At 61.1% G+C, this 19,476-nt stretch carries 15 protein-coding genes and 1 pseudogene; 2 read left to right on the forward strand and 14 right to left on the reverse strand.

Going from position 1 to position 19,476, the window contains the following annotated elements; all coding sequences use genetic code 11:
• Window positions 1-26 precede the first annotated feature (26 nt).
• Window positions 27-275 carry a hypothetical protein gene (locus tag FNU76_RS05525; RefSeq protein ID WP_143856774.1) on the reverse strand — a complete coding sequence of 83 codons (249 nt, stop codon included), beginning with the start codon at window positions 273-275 and terminating at the stop codon, window positions 27-29.
• 208 nt (window positions 276-483) lie between these two features.
• Between FNU76_RS05525 and FNU76_RS05530 the strand changes: the two genes are divergently transcribed.
• Window positions 484-1,293 (forward strand): DUF3800 domain-containing protein, encoded by an 810-nt coding sequence (locus FNU76_RS05530; RefSeq protein WP_143856775.1) that lies wholly within the window; start codon window positions 484-486, stop codon window positions 1,291-1,293.
• A 106-nt stretch (window positions 1,294-1,399) separates the two neighbouring features.
• On the opposite strand, the gene FNU76_RS05535 is transcribed toward FNU76_RS05530, so the two are convergent.
• The 6 genes from FNU76_RS05535 to FNU76_RS05560 form a co-directional block, all read right to left on the reverse strand.
• Complete coding sequence (locus FNU76_RS05535; protein ID WP_143856776.1) at window positions 1,400-1,951, reverse strand: DUF2799 domain-containing protein; 552 nt, start codon at window positions 1,949-1,951, stop codon at window positions 1,400-1,402.
• Between the two features lie 137 nt (window positions 1,952-2,088).
• Complete coding sequence (locus FNU76_RS05540) at window positions 2,089-3,306, reverse strand: argininosuccinate synthase (protein ID WP_143856777.1); 1,218 nt, start codon at window positions 3,304-3,306, stop codon at window positions 2,089-2,091.
• A gap of 15 nt (window positions 3,307-3,321) precedes the next feature.
• Window positions 3,322-3,705 (reverse strand): 5-carboxymethyl-2-hydroxymuconate Delta-isomerase, encoded by a 384-nt coding sequence (locus tag FNU76_RS05545; protein ID WP_179958363.1) that lies wholly within the window; start codon window positions 3,703-3,705, stop codon window positions 3,322-3,324.
• A 31-nt stretch (window positions 3,706-3,736) separates the two neighbouring features.
• On the reverse strand, window positions 3,737-4,654 hold the full coding sequence (gene argF, locus FNU76_RS05550; RefSeq protein WP_143856779.1) for an ornithine carbamoyltransferase: 918 nt from the start codon (window positions 4,652-4,654) through the stop codon (window positions 3,737-3,739).
• 118 nt (window positions 4,655-4,772) lie between these two features.
• Complete coding sequence (locus FNU76_RS05555) at window positions 4,773-6,542, reverse strand: tetratricopeptide repeat-containing diguanylate cyclase (RefSeq protein ID WP_179958364.1); 1,770 nt, start codon at window positions 6,540-6,542, stop codon at window positions 4,773-4,775.
• Window positions 6,543-6,601: 59 nt separating this feature from the next.
• Complete coding sequence (locus FNU76_RS05560; protein ID WP_223879235.1) at window positions 6,602-8,542, reverse strand: aminotransferase class I/II-fold pyridoxal phosphate-dependent enzyme; 1,941 nt, start codon at window positions 8,540-8,542, stop codon at window positions 6,602-6,604.
• A gap of 136 nt (window positions 8,543-8,678) precedes the next feature.
• Between FNU76_RS05560 and FNU76_RS25005 the strand changes: the two are divergent.
• Window positions 8,679-8,966 (forward strand): annotated as a pseudogene (locus tag FNU76_RS25005) (DUF3579 domain-containing protein); the annotation flags it as partial.
• A gap of 181 nt (window positions 8,967-9,147) precedes the next feature.
• Here FNU76_RS25005 and ubiD read toward each other — a convergent pair.
• From ubiD to FNU76_RS05600, 7 genes are all read right to left on the reverse strand, one after another.
• Window positions 9,148-10,671, reverse strand: coding sequence for a 4-hydroxy-3-polyprenylbenzoate decarboxylase (gene ubiD / locus FNU76_RS05570; protein WP_143856783.1), 1,524 nt, complete (start codon window positions 10,669-10,671; stop codon window positions 9,148-9,150).
• 68 nt (window positions 10,672-10,739) lie between these two features.
• Window positions 10,740-12,167 carry a D-alanyl-D-alanine carboxypeptidase/D-alanyl-D-alanine endopeptidase gene (dacB, locus tag FNU76_RS05575; RefSeq protein ID WP_179958365.1) on the reverse strand — a complete coding sequence of 476 codons (1,428 nt, stop codon included), beginning with the start codon at window positions 12,165-12,167 and terminating at the stop codon, window positions 10,740-10,742.
• A 43-nt stretch (window positions 12,168-12,210) separates the two neighbouring features.
• Window positions 12,211-14,370 carry a primosomal protein N' gene (locus FNU76_RS05580; RefSeq protein ID WP_143856785.1) on the reverse strand — a complete coding sequence of 720 codons (2,160 nt, stop codon included), beginning with the start codon at window positions 14,368-14,370 and terminating at the stop codon, window positions 12,211-12,213.
• Between the two features lie 426 nt (window positions 14,371-14,796).
• The gene (hemE, locus tag FNU76_RS05585; protein ID WP_143856786.1) at window positions 14,797-15,861 is read right to left on the reverse strand and encodes a uroporphyrinogen decarboxylase; all 1,065 of its coding nucleotides are present in this window, start codon (window positions 15,859-15,861) and stop codon (window positions 14,797-14,799) included.
• 75 nt (window positions 15,862-15,936) lie between these two features.
• Window positions 15,937-16,512, reverse strand: coding sequence for an HD domain-containing protein (locus tag FNU76_RS05590; protein WP_223879237.1), 576 nt, complete (start codon window positions 16,510-16,512; stop codon window positions 15,937-15,939).
• 48 nt (window positions 16,513-16,560) lie between these two features.
• Window positions 16,561-18,282: a glutamine--tRNA ligase/YqeY domain fusion protein gene (locus FNU76_RS05595; RefSeq protein WP_143856787.1), complete on the reverse strand. Its 1,722-nt coding sequence runs from the start codon at window positions 18,280-18,282 to the stop codon at window positions 16,561-16,563.
• Between the two features lie 626 nt (window positions 18,283-18,908).
• Window positions 18,909-19,196 (reverse strand): hypothetical protein, encoded by a 288-nt coding sequence (locus tag FNU76_RS05600; RefSeq protein ID WP_143856788.1) that lies wholly within the window; start codon window positions 19,194-19,196, stop codon window positions 18,909-18,911.
• Window positions 19,197-19,476: the final 280 nt, after the last annotated feature.

Raw genomic sequence — 19,476 nt, forward strand, 5'->3', positions numbered from 1 at the left:
AACCAATAGGGTTTAATCAACCTGACTCAGTCAGCATCCTCCATTACACGATAACTTTTGTTGTTTTTCGAAAGCATGTAAAGATTTTCACAATTTAAATAAAACTCTTCAGAGAACCTAAATATCCACAACGACTTCTGGCCGGGATATACCGCATACAAGGACAAGGGCATCAAGTTAATACGTACTATCAAGAAGAGCCCTGCGGCAGGGCAGCTGTTTTCCAAAATATTTATGGGTATTTGTGGGATCTCTTGCAACCAGAGGCGATTCATGGCCCAATCCAGTCGGTCCAAAAAGTGCTCACGTAGTTGCCTTTAAGTGCAGACAGGGTTAAAATTTGAATAAGGGCTGAGTGAGTCCACTGGAGATACCGGATGGTTAGGTGAATATCTAGCTGTCCTAAGCGCGGTGTAAACGCGCGGCCTACTTGGCGTAGCCCCCCTCAAATTCTGTGAAATGGCCTCTTGGGAGGCCATTTTCATGAGTAAAAAGACTGCTTTTGCCTATCTCGATGAAAGCGGAGACTTAGGCTGGAAGCTCAAGGCACCATATGGAAATGGCGGATCGAGCCGTCATTTCGCTATAGCGATCGCCATTGGTCAACAGAACGCGTTTCGTAGATTTGGTAAAATAATTACTCAACTACATAAAGTGCAAAATTGGTCGTCTCCAAAAGAGAAAAAATGGGGGGCCGTTGGCTCGCAAGCTAGAACTACATTCTGCCAGCTAGCTGCAGTGGAGCTGGCACGAAACGCGGAACTTAAGGTTCTTGTCGGTGTTTACCATAAGAAAATGGCGCCTGATTTTGTAAGGATACGCGATGTACGGGCAGAATATCCAGACCTCGCTGAAACCGACCTTCTCAAGCTGGAAGCGAAATACAAAGGTCGCACCCACCTCGTGTACGCCATGATGGTTGCGGAGTTGCTCGCCACTTATCTTCCAAGGGAATTGAACTATTTGAGTTACTGCCCCGATGATTTGAACGAGGGACAGCGTACACTCGAACAAATTCTCATCTACCGGTTACTCGCATTGGACCGTCGTTCGTTGGAATTAAGCCATGTGAATCGTGAATCAGCCATGCAGGGAGGGCTTGACTTCGCAGACATGGTTGCCGGTGCGGTATGGGAAAGCTTCGAGAGAAAGGACCGGACCTATATTGATATCCTGGAGCAGCAAATTGTTGTGCATGAATTCAATGCACCCCCCGCTGATCTTGCTGCCATCAAGTACACCGAACCTTTCAACCAATCCACGGTGCGAATTCCTGCTGTCCATGTCCCCTGAGCAGGTACGGCATTACTACGCCGAGACCAAGCGGTCTTTAGCCCTGATAATAGGGCCGCAACATGGTCAGTGAAGCTCGCTGACCTATATGCTGGGAGTAGAACAGCTAATCCCCCTGCACCATCCACCGCGCCTGCAACAGCACCAAGCGGGTCTGGCCATCGCGCCGTTGCCGCTCATAAGACTCTCGCTCGCGGCGTAGCTTCTTGCGGTTATCGTCGTTGGTTTCCTTGCCCATCAGTTCGCTGAGCCGGTCGATCTCGCGTCCCCAGCGGACCATTTCGTTTTCCAGGTTGTTGATCTCGCGCTTGAGCTCGTAGCGCGCCCTGCCGCGTTCATATTCGCGGAGAAACGCGCCCTGCAACTCGGGGGCACAGACATTCCCATAGCTTTGCCCCTCACGGCCGGCGCGATAGCCGCTCTCCGGCGTGCAATAGGCCCGTAGACCGCGTTCCCGGCCATTTGAATACTCGGCCGTATTGGGTAGCACGCCGGCCTTCTCGCAGGCCTTGGCGTAGTCCCCCAGGCGGCTTTCCCGCCCTTCGCGGCCGTCGCGCTCACCTACTCCATACCAGTCGCCGGTACGGCACTCTGCTTCGCTCATCGCGGCGCAGCCGCCCAGCCAAAGGCCGCTCAGCAACAACAGCATCCGTTTCATCTTCTTCTCCCTGGTTTTCGGCTGCTTTAGTCTAGTCGGCACCGCTGAATTCCTACTGAACGCGTGGGTCGGTGCACCGAAAGCGGCGCCGAAAAACAAAAAACCCGGCAAGCCGGGCTTTTGTTCTTTTCTTCGCTTCAACCGCGCTTGCTGGCTGCAATCCGCATACGCAGGGCATTGAGCTTGATAAAGCCTTCGGCGTCCTTCTGGTTATAAGCGCCGCCGTCATCGTCGAAGGTCGCAATGGTCTGGTCGAACAAGCTGTCCTTGGAGTCACGGGCCACCACGGTGACGCCGCCTTTGTACAGCTTGACCCGTACCCAACCATTGACGCGCTGCTGGGTCTGGTCGATCAAGGCCTGGATCGCGCGGCGTTCCGGGCTCCACCAGTAGCCGTTGTAGATGATTTCGGCGTAGCGCGGCATCAGGTTGTCCTTCAGATGCGCGACCTCGCGGTCCAGCGTGATCGATTCGATGCCGCGGTGGGCGCGCAGCAGGATGGTGCCGCCAGGGGTTTCGTAGCAGCCGCGCGACTTCATGCCGACGTAGCGGTTTTCCACCAGATCCAGCCGACCGATGCCATGCTTGCCGCCCAGTTCGTTGAGGCGGGCGAGCAGTTCGTGCGGCTTCATCCGGATACCGTCGATGGCCACCAGATCGCCCTGTTCAAACTCCAGGTCCAGGTACTGCGCCTGGTCGGGCGCGGCCTCGGGCGATACGGTCCAGCGCCACATGCTTTCTTCGGCTTCGGCCTTGGGGTCTTCCAGATGGCGGCCTTCGAAGCTGATATGCAGCAGATTGGCGTCCATGGAATAGGGCGCGCCGCCGGCCTTATGCTTCATTTCGATGGGAATACCGGCCTTTTCGGCATAGCTCAGCAGCTTTTCGCGGCTGAGCAGGTCCCATTCACGCCAAGGCGCGATCACCTTGACGCCGGGCTTGAGCGCGTAATAACCCAGCTCGAACCGTACCTGGTCATTGCCCTTGCCGGTGGCGCCGTGGCTGACCGCTTCGGCACCGGTGGCGTTGGCGATCTCGATCTGGCGCTTGGCGATCAGCGGCCGGGCGATGGAGGTACCCAACAGGTATTCGCCTTCGTAGACGGTGTTGGCGCGAAACATGGGGAACACGAAATCGCGCACGAACTCTTCGCGCAGATCGTCGATATAGATGTTCTCGGGTTTGATCCCCATCTTGATCGCCTTGGCGCGGGCTGGTTCCAGCTCCTCGCCCTGGCCGATATCGGCGGTAAAGGTCACGACTTCGGTCTGGTAGGTGTCTTGCAACCACTTGAGGATCACGGAGGTATCGAGGCCCCCGGAGTAGGCGAGGACAACTTTCTTGATATCGGACATGGCGCTTCCTGCGGATCAATAGGAAAGAGAGGGAGAAACGATCTTGGCGTAGCAGTCGCGACGGATATCGATCACTTCAAAACAGAGTTGGCACGCCTGCTCGGCCAGCGAGCGGGCAAAATAGGCGGCGACGATGAGCTGCAGCGCAGCCGATAATCGTCGCTTGTATTCGGTGTCGCGCGTGTCGGATTCGAGCAAATAGGCCTTGAGATGGACAAAGGCATGGCTGGCATCGCCGTCACCCAGGCGCCAGTCGCTCAGGCCGATGGCGCGGCTTTTGATATCGATAAGGCGAATATCGCCCATTTCCACCATTGCGCTGTGCAATTCGGCGAACAGACCTTGGAAATCAACCGGCTGCGGCAACGGTTGGCTGTACTCAAGCACGATATGCGGCACGATCAACGCTCCTTAACAATTGGGCCGGACATTATTCCACCACCTTGCCCAGCAGCAGGAATTCGATCAGCGCCTTTTGGGTATGCATGCGGTTCTCTGCTTCGTCCCAAACAATGGACTGCGGACCGTCCAATACCTCCGGATCGACTTCTTCGCCACGGTGGGCCGGCAGGCAATGCATAAAGACCGCATCCTTGGAGGCCAGCTTCATCAGGTCGGCACTTACCTTGTAGGCCAGGAAATCCACCCGTCGCTGCAAGCTTTCACGCTCATACCCCATGGAGACGCAGACGTCGGTGGCGACGATATCGGCGCCTTCCACCGCCTCGCGCGGGTCGTGGGTCTGCTCGAAGTGCGCGGAACCGTAGTCGATGCCGTCCAGCACCTTCATTTCATAACCCTTGGGGCAAGCCAACCTGAGCTTGAAATCGAAAATCCGGGCGGCTTGCAGCCAGGTACGCGAGATATTGTTGGAATCGCCCACCCAGGCCACGGTACGGCCCTCGATGGATCCGCGCTGCTCGATAAAGGTGAAGATATCCGCCAGGGTCTGGCAGGGGTGGTATTCATTGGTCAGTCCGTTGATGACCGGCGCCTGCGAATAGGCGGCGAAGGTATCGGCAATGGTCTGCTCGTACGTGCGCAGCATCACGATATCGCACATGCGGCCGATCACCCGCGCGACATCCTCGATGGGTTCGCCGCGGCCCAGCTGGGTATCCTTGGAGGCCAGGAACATGGCGTGGCCGCCCAGCTGGTTCATACCTGCTTCGAACGACACCCGGGTGCGGGTGGAGCTTTTCTCGAAGATCATCGCCAGCGTCTTGCCCACCAGCGGCTGGTATACCTCCCCTCGGCGCAGGCGTTCCTTCAGCACGCGGCTACGTGCGAACAGATGTTCGTATTCTTCGCGGGTGAAGTCGGTGAACTGCAGGAAATGCCTGGCCATCGTGCTGCCTCTTGTGCGTCGCGGAAAGGTTCGAGCTTCTCCGAGCGCTAGGGGTATGGTCAAGCAGGATTTTCGCCAATGCGACGTCTATTTATATCCAGGCGACATTTTTCAGCCGCTACTCGGCCGAAAAGATCCGGTCGCGGCCACCCGCCTTGGCCCGGTAGAGGGCGGCATCGGCCGCGGCCAACAAGGCCTCCGGGCTATTTCCGTGAGCAGGATACTCGGCGACACCGGCGGAGAAACTGAGGCAATCCAGGCGGCGGCCGGCCATTTCGATCACCAGCAGGTGAAAACGCTCCAGCAGCTCGCGTACCCGGCTCAGGGCCAGCTCGATGCCGATATCGGACAGCACCAGGCAAAATTCCTCGCCCCCGAAGCGGCAGGCGAAATCGGAACCGCGGATATTGCTACCCAGCATGCCGGCCAATTCGATCAGTACCCGGTCACCCATGGGATGGCCAAACCGGTCGTTCACCGCCTTGAAATGATCCAGGTCGATCAGCACCACGCAGACCGGGTAGTGCCGACGCTCGGCAAGCTTGATCTCGTTGCCCAGTTCTTCCTGCAGGTAGCGCCGGTTGTAAAGATCGGTCAAGGGATCGCGGATGGCTTGCTCGCGCAGCTTGGTTTGGAGGTGCTCGATCTCATCCATCTTGGCGGCAAGTTGGCGATTCAACAGCTCCAGCTCGGATCGCGCCCGCTCGGCCTCGGCCTGTTTCAGCAGTGCGAAGTCGCGCTCGCGCTCGGCCTCGGCCAATTCGCTTTGGATGCGGGTGATCTGGGTACGCGCACGGGCGGCGCTGCCCAGAGACCGCTCGTAGAGCTGCTGATGTTGCTCCAGGTGTTGATATGCCTCGTTCCACTGGCCTAGGTCGGCATGGGCGCGGGCCAGCTCCCGGGCGATCTGCACCGGATAGTAGGGGTCCTGCAGATTGCCCAGCCGCGCCGAGGCCTCCTGCAAGGCCTGCAGCGATTCGATCGGCTTGCCGAGACCGCGCTCGACCAAGCCGCGTACCCAGTGGCAGTGGGCCACTACCCGCAACTCACCCGACGCTTCGGCTGCCAGCAAGGCACGGTCGCACATATCGCGGGCGGCATCCCATTGGCCGTGGGCGGTATAGGTATGCGCGGCGATGGCCTGGAAAAAGGCTGCATCGGCCTTGCCTATGCGCACTTCCCCGCGCTCCAGTTCGAGATAGGGCTGGATGGTCTCGTAGGCCGCTTCATGCGCACCGATGGCCAGCTGACACATGGCCAGGTTGCTGGCCACCAGCGGCGCCAAGGCAGCGAGGCGGGATTTCGCCACCATGGCGTCGGCTTCGATCAGGAAGCGGATGGCATCCTCGTAATTGCCTGCCCCGTGCTGGGTATCGCCCAGATTGGACAGCACCAGGGCCAGGTGGTCGGGCGAGTCGAGTTGCCGGGCGGCCGCCAGCGCCTGGTAGAAGTGGCGCATGCCCTCATCCAGCATACCGGCTTCGGCACTGGCGGCGCCCAGGGCGTTGCGGACCACGAAGACATCAACCTGCTCGGCCTCCTCCAGCTGCGGGACAAAGCCGATCAGCTCTGCATAGGCTTCGCTGGAATGCCCGGTCCAGGACAGGATCACCGATACGCCGAATCCGGCCCGCAACTGCCCCCGGCTGTCGTTTCTGGCGGCGAAGAATTTCTTCAGGACCTGAAATTCATCGCGCGCGAATTCCTGATCGCCATGGCGCATCTCGAAGCAGGCAATGGAGACCCGCGCATAGGCTTCGCCCAGCGTATCCCCCTGCTCGCGGGCCAGGGCCGCGGCCCGTTCCGCCAGCGCACGCGCGCCGGCCGGATCGCCGTATTGGAGATGCCAGGCATCGGCATTCAGTGTCGCCACATTCATGCCTGCCATGCTTTCTCCCAGCAGGGGAGCTTGTGCATCAGGAGTCATAAGGAATCAGCATGCGCGCATCATTCCGCGCCGTCCAGCGGGCGCAAACTGGCGGTGTCGGCATCGGTCAGCACGCGGATGCAGGGCAGCCAGCCGTCGAATACCACGCCATGCAGCTCGACCTGTTTCTGGCTGCGCAACAGGTTGACCAGATAGGACACGATATCGGGCGTGATCACCTGACCGGGCACCAGCACCGGAATGCCTGGAGGGTAAGGCACGATCTGGTCGGCGCTGACCCGGCCGGCCAATTTTTGGTTCACCTGGTCGGCCTCGTCCAGCAGCGGCGTCAGTTCACCCGCGCAGTAGAAGGCATCGCGCGGCAGATAGCGCAGGCTGGTGAAGTGCGGAATGGCCGGTGTGCGATAGAGCCGGCGCGGTGCGCGGGTTTCCCGGCTGATGCGCATCAAGGCGTCGTATAGACGCGACACCTTGCTCTTGGTGGTGCCGATGGTAAGCAGGAGCGTGATGGTGTTGAAAGTGGATTTCTCGATCTGGATATTGAAGCGCTCGAACAGCAGCTTCTGCAGATCGTCCACGGTATAGCCCGATTCGGAGATATCGACCGTGATCTTGGTGGGGTCCAGCCGCACGCCATCCTGCTTCACTTCTTCCGGCAACAGGTCGTCCAGCTCCAGTACGCGGAACACCCCGGTGGAGTTGATCAGTTCCTTCAGCTCGCCGGCCAGGGCCAGGGTCCGGCTCAACAGCTTGTAGCCTTCCATGCTCATCTGCCGGCGCGCCACATCCAGGCTGGCGATCATGCTGTACTGCGGACTGGTCGAGGTATGCATATTGTAGTTCTCGCGGAACACATGCTCGTCGAAGTCGGGGCTGTTCACATGGATCATCGAGGCCTGCGAAAAGGCGCTCATCACCTTGTGGGTGGACTGGGTGGCGAAGTCGGCGCCGGCCTCCAGGGCGGTGGGGCGGAACTCGGGGTGGAAGCGGCCGTGGCCATACCAGGCTTCATCGATAATGACCTTGATCCCGTGCTGGTGGGCCGCATCGATAATGGGTTTCAGGTCGTAGCGCAGGCCGTCGTAGGTACACGAGGTCAGTATCATCGCCGTCGCATCGGTATTTTCCGCGATGGTCTTGAAGATCACCGCCTTCGGTACCGGCCCGAACAGGCCGTATTCCAGATTGGTGCTCGAATCCAGGTAAACCGGCAGGGCCCCGGAAATCACCACGCCGTGGTGTACCGACTTGTGGCAGTTGCGATCCAGCAATAGCTTGTCGCCGGGGGCCAGCAAGGTCTGCAGGATCACCTTGTTGGCGGTCGAGGTGCCGTTGGTAGCGAAGAACGTGCGTTTGGCGCCGAATGCCTTGGCCGCCATCTGCTGGGCTTCCTCGATGATGCCGGTGGGATGCAGCAGCGAGTCGAGCATGGGGACGGAACAGGACAGGTCGCCCTTGAAAATATGCTCGCCCATGAAATCGTAGAAGTCCTCGGCCCAGGGACTGCCGCGCAGGCTGTCGCCGGAACTGTGGCCGGGCGTGTGCCAGGCGTCCTTGGCCATGAAGACATATTGCTTGAGCTTGTCGTAGAACGGCGTATGGGCGCGTTCCAGCAATTGGGTACTGAGAATGCGGTACCAACCCAGGTAGTCGGGATCGTCGCGGTAAAAATACCCATCGACGGCTTCGCACAGCAGCGTGTTGACGACTTCGTCCTCGTCCTGCTGGGCAATCAGCACATAAACATCTACTTCGGGCCGCATTTCATGGATGGCGTGGATCAATTCCAGCGCCGACATCGGCATTTTCTTGCCGCGCGCCTTGCCCGCCTCGCCCATGCGATGCAATTGATCGTCGATGACAACGGCCTGGATATCGCCATCTTCACTGATGGCTGCCAGGGCCTGCTCGGCAGTCTCGACGCCGCTGAAAGCGGTTCCCAGCGGGTTATCCAGCTGGCGGGCGGCAGCATTCAAGCCCTTTACCAGTGCTTTGAGCACCAGCTTCTCGTCGTTTACCAGTAAAATGCGGCTTATCGGTTTTGGCACGGTATCTCCCCTATTCTTTGAATTCCTGGGTGGGATAACCACCCAAGCCCGCAAGAATAATCTAAAGCCTAAGCCCAAGCACACTACGATGATTTGCAACCCTTACGAAGTCATCATCCAAGGCCTTACCCGCAACGGCCGAGAATTCCGTCCCTCAGACTGGGCGGAACGGTTGGCCGGCATACTTTCGAGCTTCGGCACGGACCAGAAACTATCCTACGCACCGTATGTGCGGCCGATGGTGATGGAGAACGTACGCTGTGTCGCCATCGACAAGCAGCTCGAAAAGATCGACCCGCGCGTGTACAGTTTTTTGATGAGTTTTGCCCGTGACAACGACCTGCGCGTTGTCGACTGCCGCCAATTGCTTGAAGAGCACTATCCCAGCCAGTTTCTTGGCTAAGGCGCCAGGCGTTCCCACCGGGCCAGCGCCCGGCGCGGAACGCATGGCTGGATAGGCGGCGGATTTCCCTCACCCGCAAGCACCCTCTTCCCGAAATGGGGTGGCGGGTGCTTTGGCACGCCCTCATCCCGACGGTAGCCGGAATGAGCCGCAATTAGATATCCAACGTATCCCAAAGCGCATCGATGCGCGCTTTCACGGCAGCATCCTGGGTGATCGGCACGCCCCATTCCCGCGTCGTCTCGCCCGGCCATTTATTGGTGGCATCCAAACCCATCTTGGAGCCCAGGCCGGATACCGGCGAGGCGAAATCCAGGTAGTCGATGGGGGTGGAATCGACCAATACCGTATCGCGGCTGGGATCCATCCGGGTGGTGATGGCCCAGATCACTTCCTTCCAGTCACGGGCATCCACGTCGTCGTCCACCACCACGATGAACTTGGTGTACATGAACTGGCGCAAGAAACTCCATACCCCGAACATCACGCGCTTGGCATGGCCCGGATAGGCTTTCTTGATACTGACGATGGCCATACGGTAGGAGCAGCCTTCCGGCGGCAGATAGAAATCGACGATCTCGCTGAACTGCTTTTGCAGGATGGGCACGAACACTTCGTTGAGCGCCACACCCAGCACGGCCGGCTCGTCCGGCGGCTTGCCGGTATAGGTGCTGTGGTAGATCGGGTCCTTGCGCGTGCTGATGCGATCCACCGTGAAGACCGGGAACCAGTCCTGCTCGTTGTAATAGCCGGTATGGTCGCCATACGGACCTTCCAACGCACATAAATAGCCGCCCACTTCCTTCATGGGCACGCCGGTTTCGCTGCTGCCGCTCCAGCCCTTGGCGGCGCTTGGAATATGTCCTTCCAGTACGATTTCGGCGCTGGCGGGTACCTGCAGATCGTTGCCCAGGCATTTGACCAGCTCGGTCTTGCTACCGCGCAACAGGCCGGCGAACTGGTATTCGGACAAGGCGTCCGGCACCGGCGTCACCGCGCCGAGGATGGTGGCTGGGTCGCAACCCAGCACCACCGAGATGGGAAAGGGCTGGCCCGGATGCTTGATGGCGTGCTCGCGAAAATCCAGCGCGCCGCCACGATGGGCCAGCCAGCGCATGATCAACTGGCGGCGACCGATCAATTGCTGGCGGTAGATGCCGAGGTTCTGACGTGCCTTGTGCGGCCCGCGGGTGACCACCAGGCCCCAGGTGATCAATGGCGCCACGTCGCCCGGCCAGCAGTGCTGGATGGGAATACGCCGCAGATCGACCTGTTCGCCTTCCCATACCACATCCTGACAAGCTGCCCGCTTGAGCAGCTTGGGCGTCATATTCAGAACCTGCTTGAGGATGGGCCACTTTTCCCAGGCGTCCTTGAGACCCTTGGGCGGTTCGGGCTCCTTCAGATAGGCCAGCAGCTTGCCGATCTCGCGCAAGGCGCCCACCTCTTCCGCCCCCATGCCCAAGGCAACGCGGCGGGGCGTACCGAACAGGTTGCCGAGCACCGGCATATCGTGGCCAGGGACATTTTCAAACAGCAAGGCCGGACCGCCGGCGCGCAACACCCGGTCGCAGATTTCGGTCATTTCCAACTGGGTGGAAACCGGTGCCTTGATGCGCTTGAGTTCGCCCATGGCTTCAAGCTGGGCGATAAAGTCGCGGAGGTCGTGGTATTTCATGCGGATAGTTTCATTCTCAGGGAGATATCAGTTTTAAGCAGGCAAGCACGGCTTTGCCACGGTTGGCCCTAGCGGGCTGCCCACTCCAGCAAGGCATCCAGTGCGGCTTGGCCGTATTCGGCGCGCGGATGATTGATCAGGCCGACGACGACCCAGTCGCGGCCGGCGCTATCGCGCACATAGCCGGCAACGGCTTTCACGTCGTCCAGGGTGCCGGTCTTGATACGGGCGGAGCCTGCCAGCGAACTGTTCGGCAGGCGCTTGCGCATGGTGCCGTCCAGTCCGACGATGGGCAGGCTGGCAGCGTACTCGGGCGCGAATGGGCCGGCATGCCCCAAAGCCAGCACACCGGCCAGATGGCGCGGGCTGATGCGGGCGATGCGCGAGAGGCCGGCGCCGTTGTCCATCACCAGTTCGGGGTAGGACTGGCCTTTTCGATTCAACCAAGCCTGCAAGGCCAGGTCGGCCGATTGCTGGCTGGACAGGGGTATGGCGGCGGGATTGGCACGGGCGTATTCGGCCCCCAGGGTCAGGTAGACTCCCCGGGCCATGGTGTTATTGGATAGCTTGTTGATATCGCGTATCAACTCTCCCAGTGGCGGCGAATACTGTTCCACCAAAAGACGGGCTTGGGATGGCAGCGGTGCTTCGCGGGTGCCGCCGACGATGGCGCCCCCCAGTTCCGTCCACAAGCCACGGACCAGCCGATCAGCGAACTCGGCCGGCTCCAGCAGCCCGAGATAGCGGCTGCCGTGGCAATGGCGTGGGAAGCGGCCCTGCAATGCGATGGCAAGCCGCCCGTCGGCATGTTTGACGATCTCCGGGCGGGCCCAACCTTGCGTCCAGCTCTCGCAGTCGCCATCCACCAGCTTCATGCGGCTTTCCGCCTGCACGCCCGCCAAGGGTGGATCGATACGCACGCTGACCCGCTTGGCATCGGCCGCGATATCGAATCGCAATGCCTTGAAGTTGAGCAGTAGCGCATCGGGTGCGACGTTGTAGGCGCGCTCGGCCTGCTCATCGATCGCGCCATCGGCCGCATCGGCATCCGGGCGGAAATAACTGCGATCCAGCAACAGCTCGCCACTCACTTGGCGCACACCGCGCGCCCGCAAGTCGCGCAGGAGCAGCCAAACGCGTTCATAGGTCAGCTTGGGATCGCCACTGCCCCGCAGATAGAGATTGCCGCGCAGGATATCGCCATCGAGCTGGCCGTCGGTATAGAAGGCCGTGCGCCATTGAAAGGTCGGCCCCAGGGTTTCCAGTGCCGCCAGGGTGCTGAGCAATTTGATCGTGGAAGCGGGATTGAAAGCGGTATCGGCCTGATGTTCCAAGCGTGCCGGCCCGCCATCCACCGGCAGCACCACCGCACCAAGCGCGCCGGCGGGTAGCTTGGCGGCCTTCAGGCCGGCCAGCACCGGTTCCGGCAACGCTGCCAGGCCGATTTGCTGCATCAGCAAACAGAGCCAAAGCAGGCCCATCAGCGGTTTGACCATCCTTCCTCCTATCGGCCCAGTCGGCCACGATTCGTCCGCCCCGTCAAAGTTCCAGCGGGTCCACATCGAGGGACCATCTTACCTTAGCGTTCCGCTCGCTTCGCAGGCGCGGCATCCAGGCGGCCAGGAACGCACCCAGCCGGCTGCGGCCGGCCGATTGCACCAGCAACTGGGCCCGTTCGCGGCTTGCCAGCCGCATCATGCTGGCCGCCACGGGGTCCCACACGGTGACCTCACTGCTTTCCGGCGCCAAGGCCACGGCGCGATTCAGGAAGGCGATGGCCTCGGCCAGGGTGTCGGCTTCGGCGCGCAGGACGGCTTGATGCAGAAAAGGCGGGAAGCCGGCCAGTTTGCGCTCGGCCAGCTCGGTAGCAGCGAAGGCGGCATAGTCGTCCGCCAGCAGTGCCTGGTACAACGGATGTTCCGGGAAATCCGTCTGGATCAGCACCTCACCCGGCTTGTCGGCCCGGCCAGCCCGGCCGGCCACCTGTGCCAACTGGGCATAGAGGCGTTCGCTGGCGCGGAAATCGGCCGAATACAAGCCGCCGTCGGCACCCACCACGGCCACCAGGGTCAACGCCGGAAAATCATGCCCCTTGGCCAACATCTGGGTACCGATCAGGATATCGATCTCACCGGCGTGGATAGCCTTGAGCGCGGCTTCGAAGCTACCCTTGCGCCGCATGCTGTCGCGGTCGATGCGCTGCACCCTTGCCTCGGGAAACAAACTTGCCAGGGTGGCTTCAAGGCGCTGCGTGCCCTGCCCCACAGGCTTGATATCGGCATTGCCGCAACCGGGGCAAGCGGGTGGAAAATGCTGCTCCCAGCCACAGTGGTGACAGCGCAGCCGCCGCTCGCGCAAGTGGACGGTCAGGCGTGCCGAACAGCGGGTACAGGCCGCCATCCAGCCGCACTCGCTGCAATGGATGACCGGGGCGTAACCACGCCGATTCAGAAAGACCAGCGATTGCTCCCCCCTCGCCAGGCGCTCGCCAATCGCGGCCAGGGTGGCGGCATGCAGGCCATCCTGCAGCGGCTGCCGACGCGTCGGCAATAGGCGCATGCTGGGTGGCTGGGCGCCGCTGACGGCGCGCTGGACCAGATCCAGGCGCCGGTAGCGGCCTGCCACGGCGTTCTGCCAGCTTTCCAGCGAAGGCGTTGCCGAACCCAGCACAATGGGCACGCCCGCCAGCCTGGCGCGATAGACAGCGATATCGCGGGCCGAATAGCGCAGGCCATCCTGTTGCTTGAAGCTGGCGTCGTGTTCTTCGTCCACCACTACCAGACCCAGCCGTGGCAGCGGCGTAAACACGGCCAGCCGCGTACCCAGGACGATTGCCGCTTCGCCACGGGCAGCCCGTACCCAACCGGCAGCGCGCTCGCCATCCGCCACGCCGCTATGCAGGCTGACGATCGCGGTGCCGGGAAAACGGTGCCGGAAGCGCGCTTCCAGCTGCGGCGTCAGATTGATTTCCGGTACCAGCACCAGCGCCTGCCGGCCGGCCCGCAGGATCGCGGCGATGGCGTGCAGGTAGACCTCGGTCTTGCCGCTACCGGTAATGCCGCGCAATAGATGGCAGGCAAAGCCTTGTCCGGCGGCAATGGCGGCAACGGCCGCCGCCTGCTCCGGGTTGAGCGCCGGGCCAGCCGCCACTTGCAGCGTCACCGCCGCCAAGGGCACCGATCGCAGCTTGTCTTGTGCCAGCCACGCCTGCGCCAGCTTCCAGGCGGACGGCGCCAGCGCGCGTAGTTCCGCTTCGCTGCGGGGCTGCGCCAGCAGGCCAGCCACGCGCCGCTGGGTTCGGGCCTGCGGCTTCAGCGAAGCCATCAGCGCATCCGGGTCACAGGCCTGGTAAGCGCAAGCCGGCGGCACGCGGAAATAGCCAACTTCGCGAAAGCGGCCCGGCAGCGCCGTGTGGACGACTTGTCCCAGCGGATACTGGTAGTAGTCGGCGCAAAAGCGCAGCAGGTCCAGCACCGCGGCCGACAAAGCCGGGAGATCGTCCAATACCCCCTCGGCCGGCTTGATCTTCAGCGACGGATCGGCCGGCAGTTCGTCCACTTCCAGCACCAGGCCCACCAAGCGACGATTACCGAAGGGCACCACGACCCGCTTACCCACCATGTCGAGCTCGGCGGTTTCGGCCATATAGTCGAACAGACGGGCAAGCGGAATATCGAGGGCAACGCGAAGGTAGGGCATCGGGCGGTATGGACCTTGGTTTGACGAATCGCGTGTCAAGAAAACAATTTTTAAAACCGATAAATCGAGTTAAATGCCCGTAGCTGCTAGGGTTTTTGGTCTGTCCACAATTCCTGTGGATAACTTTGTGCGCAAGTTTGGGGAAACGCGCTAAACCCCGGATGCATCAAGCGATGCATTGACTTGCTCAAAATTTGAGCAACAAAAAAACCCGTTTATTATCAATTAGTTGTCAAGTCGGTGGCATTTTACCCTCGTGCCATGCGGGACTTGACAAGCGAAAAAGCCAGATGGCATTTCATTGTGCATAACTTAGCCTGCATTGCGGTGGCGTCACTTCAAGAACATCGCCCAAGTCATTGTTTTCTCTGATCCGCGGCCCACCTTATCGGCGGCGGCGGATCAACTCGGGTGCCGCCGGTAAACTCAGCCGGCAAGGGGCGCGCGTGAAAGACGATGTACCGCCTCGCACAGGGCAGCCACATGCTCCGGCGGCGTGAACTGGGAAATACCGTGACCAAGATTGAAGACGTGCCCGCTACCCTCGCCATAGTTGGCCAGCAGGCGGCCGACTTCCGCTTCTATCGCCGCCGGCTGCGCGAATAGCGCATTGGGATCGAGATTTCCCTGCAGCGCTACCTTGTCGCCTACGCGACGGCGGGCATCGCCCAGGTCCACTGTCCAATCCAGTCCTACCGCATCGCAACCGGAATCGGCGATGTCTTCCAGCCACAGGCCGCCACCCTTGGTGAACACGATCACCGGCACCCGGCGTCCATCGTGCTCGCGCTTGAGCCCCGCAACGATGCGCTTCATGTAATCCAGCGAGAACGCCTGGTATTTGCCGAAAGCAAGCGTGCCGCCCCAGCTGTCAAAAATCTGTACCGCCTGGGCGCCTGCTTCGATCTGCGCGTTCAGATAGGCGGTCACCGTCCTGGCATTGATATCGAGGATATGGTGCAGCAGTTCCGGCCGGTCATACATCATGGTCTTGATACGGCTGTAGGTGGTGGAACCACCGCCTTCGATCATGTAGCAGGCCAAGGTGAAGGGACTGCCGGAGAAACCGATCAAGGGCACCCGCCCGGCCAGCGCCTGGCGTATGGAGCCAACCGCGTCGAATACATACTGCAGCTCGGTCATATCCGGGACGGCCAGGGCACGAATGGCCGCCTCATCGCGCAAGGGCCGCTCGAACTTGGGTCCTTCCCCTTCCTCGAAATACAAGCCCAGGCCCATGGCGTCGGGCACGGTGAGAATGTCGGAAAACAGGATCGCGGCGTCGAGCGGAAATCGTTCCAGCGGCTGCAGCGTAACTTCGGTCGCGAAATCGCGGTTCTTGCACAGGTCCAGGAAGGAGCCGGCCTGTTTACGCGTGGCGCGGTATTCCGGCAGATAACGGCCCGCCTGGCGCATCAGCCATAAGGGCGTGTAATCGGTGGGCTGGCGCAGCAGCGCGCGCAGGAAGGTATCGTTCTGGAGAGGAGACATCGTGTTCTTTCAATGCGCCAGGTAAAGGGGACCGAACGCCAGGCGTTCATGCCGCCACGATCCCGGCGGTGTCAATCAGGCCAGCCAGCCCGCGTCGCGGGCGGCTTCCAGCTTGGGCAAGACGTATTGCCATAGCGAAGGGGAAGCTTCCTGGATCGGCAGGTTCTTGCGCAGCACCTGCTCGAAGCGCACGCCATGCTCGCGCCAGCTTTGCCCCTGGTTGGCCAGGTTCTGCAGCATGGGCAGGAGCCGGTCGCAGGCATAGGCGAAACGGCCATCGGCGGTATCTCGGTTTTCGTACTCGCGCCACAGCGCGGTGAACTCGTCGCGCTGGGTCGGCGGCAACAGGCCAAAGATACGGGCGGCGGCGGCTTCTTCCTTGTCGGCCTTATCCAGCGAGGCCGTCTCGTCATACAGGAAGGTGTCGTCCGCATCGATCTCGACGATATCGTGCAGCAACAGCATCTTGACCACCCTATCCACCTGGATGGCCGGTTCGGCATGCTCCGCCAGCAACATGGCCATGACGGCCACGTGCCAGCTGTGCTCGGCCGAATTCTCCAGCCGGCTCATGCCGACCGGACGGGTGCGGCGCAAGATGGCCTTGAGTTTGTCGAGCTCGAGCAAAAAGCTCAGTTGGGATTCAAGCACGCTGTTACTTTCCGATTTGATCGTTGACCCATTCCACCGACGGACGAATCAAGCTGACTTGGTCCAACTGTCTTTCAGGCCGACCGTACGGTTGAATACGACCTTGCCACCCGGCACATGATCGTGCCGATCGGTAACGAAATAGCCCAGCCGTTCGAACTGGTAGCGGGTCTCGGGCGCTGCGTCGCGTACCGCCGGCTCGACATAGGCCGTCAGCACCCGCAGCGATTCCGGATTGATGAATTGCTTGAAGTCGACGTATTGGCCATCTTCGCCGCGCACCGCATCCGGACGGGGCTCGGTGAACAGGCGCTCGTACAGCCGGACCTCGGCTTCTTGCGCATGCTCGGCACTGATCCAATGGATCACACCCTTGACCTTGCGACCCACCGGGTTCTGACCCAGGGTGGCCGGATCGAGCGAGCACTTCAATTCGACCACCGTACCGGCGGCATCCTTGATCACTTCGTCGCACTTGATCACATAGGAATAGCGCAAACGCACTTCGGCGCCCAGGGTCAGGCGCTGCCAGCCGGCCGGCGGCACTTCGGCGAAATCTTCGCGCTCGATATAGATATGGCCCGAAATCGGTACGTCGCGCTCGCCGAACTCCGGGTGCTGCGGGTGGAATGGCGCCGAGCGCGATCCGGTGACACCCGCTTCATAGTTGCTCAGTGTGACCTTGATCGGATCCAGCACCGCCATCACCCGCGGCGCTTCTGCTTCCAGCGTTTCCCGTACGGCGCCTTCCAGCAGACTGTAGTCGATCACGTTCTCGCTCTTGGAAACACCGCAGCGTTCGGCGAACAGCCGGATGCCCGCCGGGCTGTAACCACGGCGGCGCATACCGATCACGGTGGGCATGCGGGGATCGTCCCAGCCGCTGACCAGGCCGTCGGTCACCAGTTGGTTGAGCTTGCGCTTGGAGGTCAGCGCATAGAGCAGCTCCAGGCGGGAAAACTCGATCTGCTGCGGATGGCAGCCGATGCTGATATTGGCCAACACCCAGTCATACAGTGGACGGTGATCGGCGAATTCCAGCGTGCAGAGCGAATGGGTAATACCCTCCAACGCATCCGAGATGCAATGGGTGTAGTCGTACATCGGGTAGATGCACCATTGATCGCCCGTACGGATATGGTGGGCACGGCGGATCCGATAGATGACCGGGTCGCGCATATTCAGATTGGGCGAGGCCATGTCGATACGCAGGCGCAGCGTCTTTTCGCCATCGGCGAACTCACCCGCGCGCATGGCACGGAACAAGGCCAGGTTTTCCGCTACGGGGCGGTCGCGGAATGGGCTGTTGCGGCCCGGCTCACCGAAATTGCCGCGATATTCGCGCATTTGTTCGGCGTTCAGTTCGCAGACGAAGGCCAGCCCCTTGCCGATGAGCTCCTCGGCATATTGATATAGGCGTTCGAAATAGTCGGAAGCCCAGCGGACCTGACCGTCCCATTCGAAACCCAGCCAGTGCACGTCGGCCTGGATGCTCTGTGCGTACTCTTCCGATTCCTTTTCCGGATTGGTATCGTCGAAGCGCAGATTGCACTCCGCCGCCAGGCCGCGTGCCTTGTAGTCTTCCTTGATGCCGAAATTCAGGCAGATCGACTTGGCATGACCCACGTGCAGGTAGCCGTTGGGCTCGGGCGGGAAGCGGGTGACGGTACGCTGGTGCTTGCCGGAGGCCAGATCGGAATCGATGACGGTACGGATAAAATTGGTGCCCACGGGGGCATTGGTATCGGGAGCGGAAGAATGATTCGACATAAGCGCGGCAAGCCATTGTATTTGTGCGAACGACGATTTTAACCGATTCGCAGGGCTACGCTCTAAACATGAAATGCATCGCCCTCATCAAACACAGTCCAGCCCAGCGTAACGTTACCAGGCACACACCTTTTGCAGCGCTTCCCATAAACCCCAGACATGCGCTCAACCGGGCGGGGACATTTCCTACCCCCGCCGGGTACTTTGCCACCCACCTCACTCCCACGCGGCCCCCTGATGGCACCGTGGAAATCGCGTAGCACCGAGGCGTAAGCAATTTGTACCGTCTGGTATGGCCCTTGCTCAAGCCTCCCTCCGGCGGACAGCTCCGCTGGCCGTGGCAAATGAAATGGCGAGGCAAGCATCATGTGGGCAGGTCGTGGAAATTCCGGGAAATCATCGGACGGGTCAAACGGTTCGGGTGGGTCGAGCGGATCAGGTGGTGGCGGACGAGGCCGGGGCGGCGGCAGCCCGCAAGCCAGCGGTGGAGGCCAGACTGGACAACAATCTCTAGCACAGACAACTACGGGTAGCGCATCCCCCCGGGCAACGACTGTCGGCGGGCCGGGCGGCGGTACCGCCGGCTCCCCTAACCAGGGCGTCGGCGCCGAACCCAGTCGGATGAGCTATGCAAGGGCCGCTTCCAGCCCAGGTTCAGGCGGCCCGGGAGTATCCAGCATGGGCGGGGTTGGTTTCGGTGGCGGCGGCTCCCGCGGACGGAGTAGCTCGCCAGGCCCACAGCCTTCGCTATCGTCAGCCGGCGGCAGCTCCCGGCCCAGCTTTGTACCGCCGGTGAGCAGCTCGGCAGGCTCTACGCTTGCTGCGAGCAGTAGCAGCACACGCACCAGTTCGCCGAACTCCGGCGTCAGGCGCGGCAGCGGTGCAAGCAGTTCGGGCGGCCCTGGAGGTGGCATGGAAAGTTCGGGCCAAGGCACCCTTTCGACTCCATTGACTGCGCCGCACCAAGCGAGAGCATCGCGGTGGCCGCAGGTGGGCAGTGGATTGCTCACGCCAATGCACGGCATGGGTGCTGCCCCCAGTAGCGGCAGCATGGCAACTGGCAGCGCCGGAGGCCTGTCCAGCATGGACGGGGTTGGTATCGGTGGTGGTGGCGCCAGCGGACGGAGTAGCTCGCCCGGTCCACAGCCTTCGCTATCGTCAGCCAGTGGCAGCTCCGGGCCCAGCTTTGCACCC

Origin of the sequence: Chitinimonas arctica, assembly GCF_007431345.1 — a bacterium.
Taxonomy (GTDB): Bacteria; Pseudomonadota; Gammaproteobacteria; order Burkholderiales; family Chitinimonadaceae; genus Chitinimonas; species Chitinimonas arctica.

What these genes read in the sequence shown, in the direction of transcription:
- FNU76_RS05595 (WP_143856787.1), bottom strand. Translation starts at nt 18,282, where the DNA reads ATGTCGAATCATTCTTCCGCTCCCGATACCAATGCCCCCGTGGGCACC.
- FNU76_RS05540 (WP_143856777.1), bottom strand. Translation starts at nt 3,306, where the DNA reads ATGTCCGATATCAAGAAAGTTGTCCTCGCCTACTCCGGGGGCCTCGAT.
- FNU76_RS05580 (WP_143856785.1), bottom strand. Translation starts at nt 14,370, where the DNA reads ATGCCCTACCTTCGCGTTGCCCTCGATATTCCGCTTGCCCGTCTGTTC.
- FNU76_RS05525 (WP_143856774.1), bottom strand. Translation starts at nt 275, where the DNA reads ATGAATCGCCTCTGGTTGCAAGAGATCCCACAAATACCCATAAATATT.
- FNU76_RS05535 (WP_143856776.1), bottom strand. Translation starts at nt 1,951, where the DNA reads ATGAAACGGATGCTGTTGTTGCTGAGCGGCCTTTGGCTGGGCGGCTGC.
- ubiD (WP_143856783.1), bottom strand. Translation starts at nt 10,671, where the DNA reads ATGAAATACCACGACCTCCGCGACTTTATCGCCCAGCTTGAAGCCATG.
- FNU76_RS05600 (WP_143856788.1), bottom strand. Translation starts at nt 19,196, where the DNA reads ATGCCACCTCCAGGGCCGCCCGAACTGCTTGCACCGCTGCCGCGCCTG.
- hemE (WP_143856786.1), bottom strand. Translation starts at nt 15,861, where the DNA reads ATGTCTCCTCTCCAGAACGATACCTTCCTGCGCGCGCTGCTGCGCCAG.
- FNU76_RS05530 (WP_143856775.1), top strand. Translation starts at nt 484, where the DNA reads ATGAGTAAAAAGACTGCTTTTGCCTATCTCGATGAAAGCGGAGACTTA.
- argF (WP_143856779.1), bottom strand. Translation starts at nt 4,654, where the DNA reads ATGGCCAGGCATTTCCTGCAGTTCACCGACTTCACCCGCGAAGAATAC.
- FNU76_RS05555 (WP_179958364.1), bottom strand. Translation starts at nt 6,542, where the DNA reads ATGGCAGGCATGAATGTGGCGACACTGAATGCCGATGCCTGGCATCTC.
- dacB (WP_179958365.1), bottom strand. Translation starts at nt 12,167, where the DNA reads ATGGTCAAACCGCTGATGGGCCTGCTTTGGCTCTGTTTGCTGATGCAG.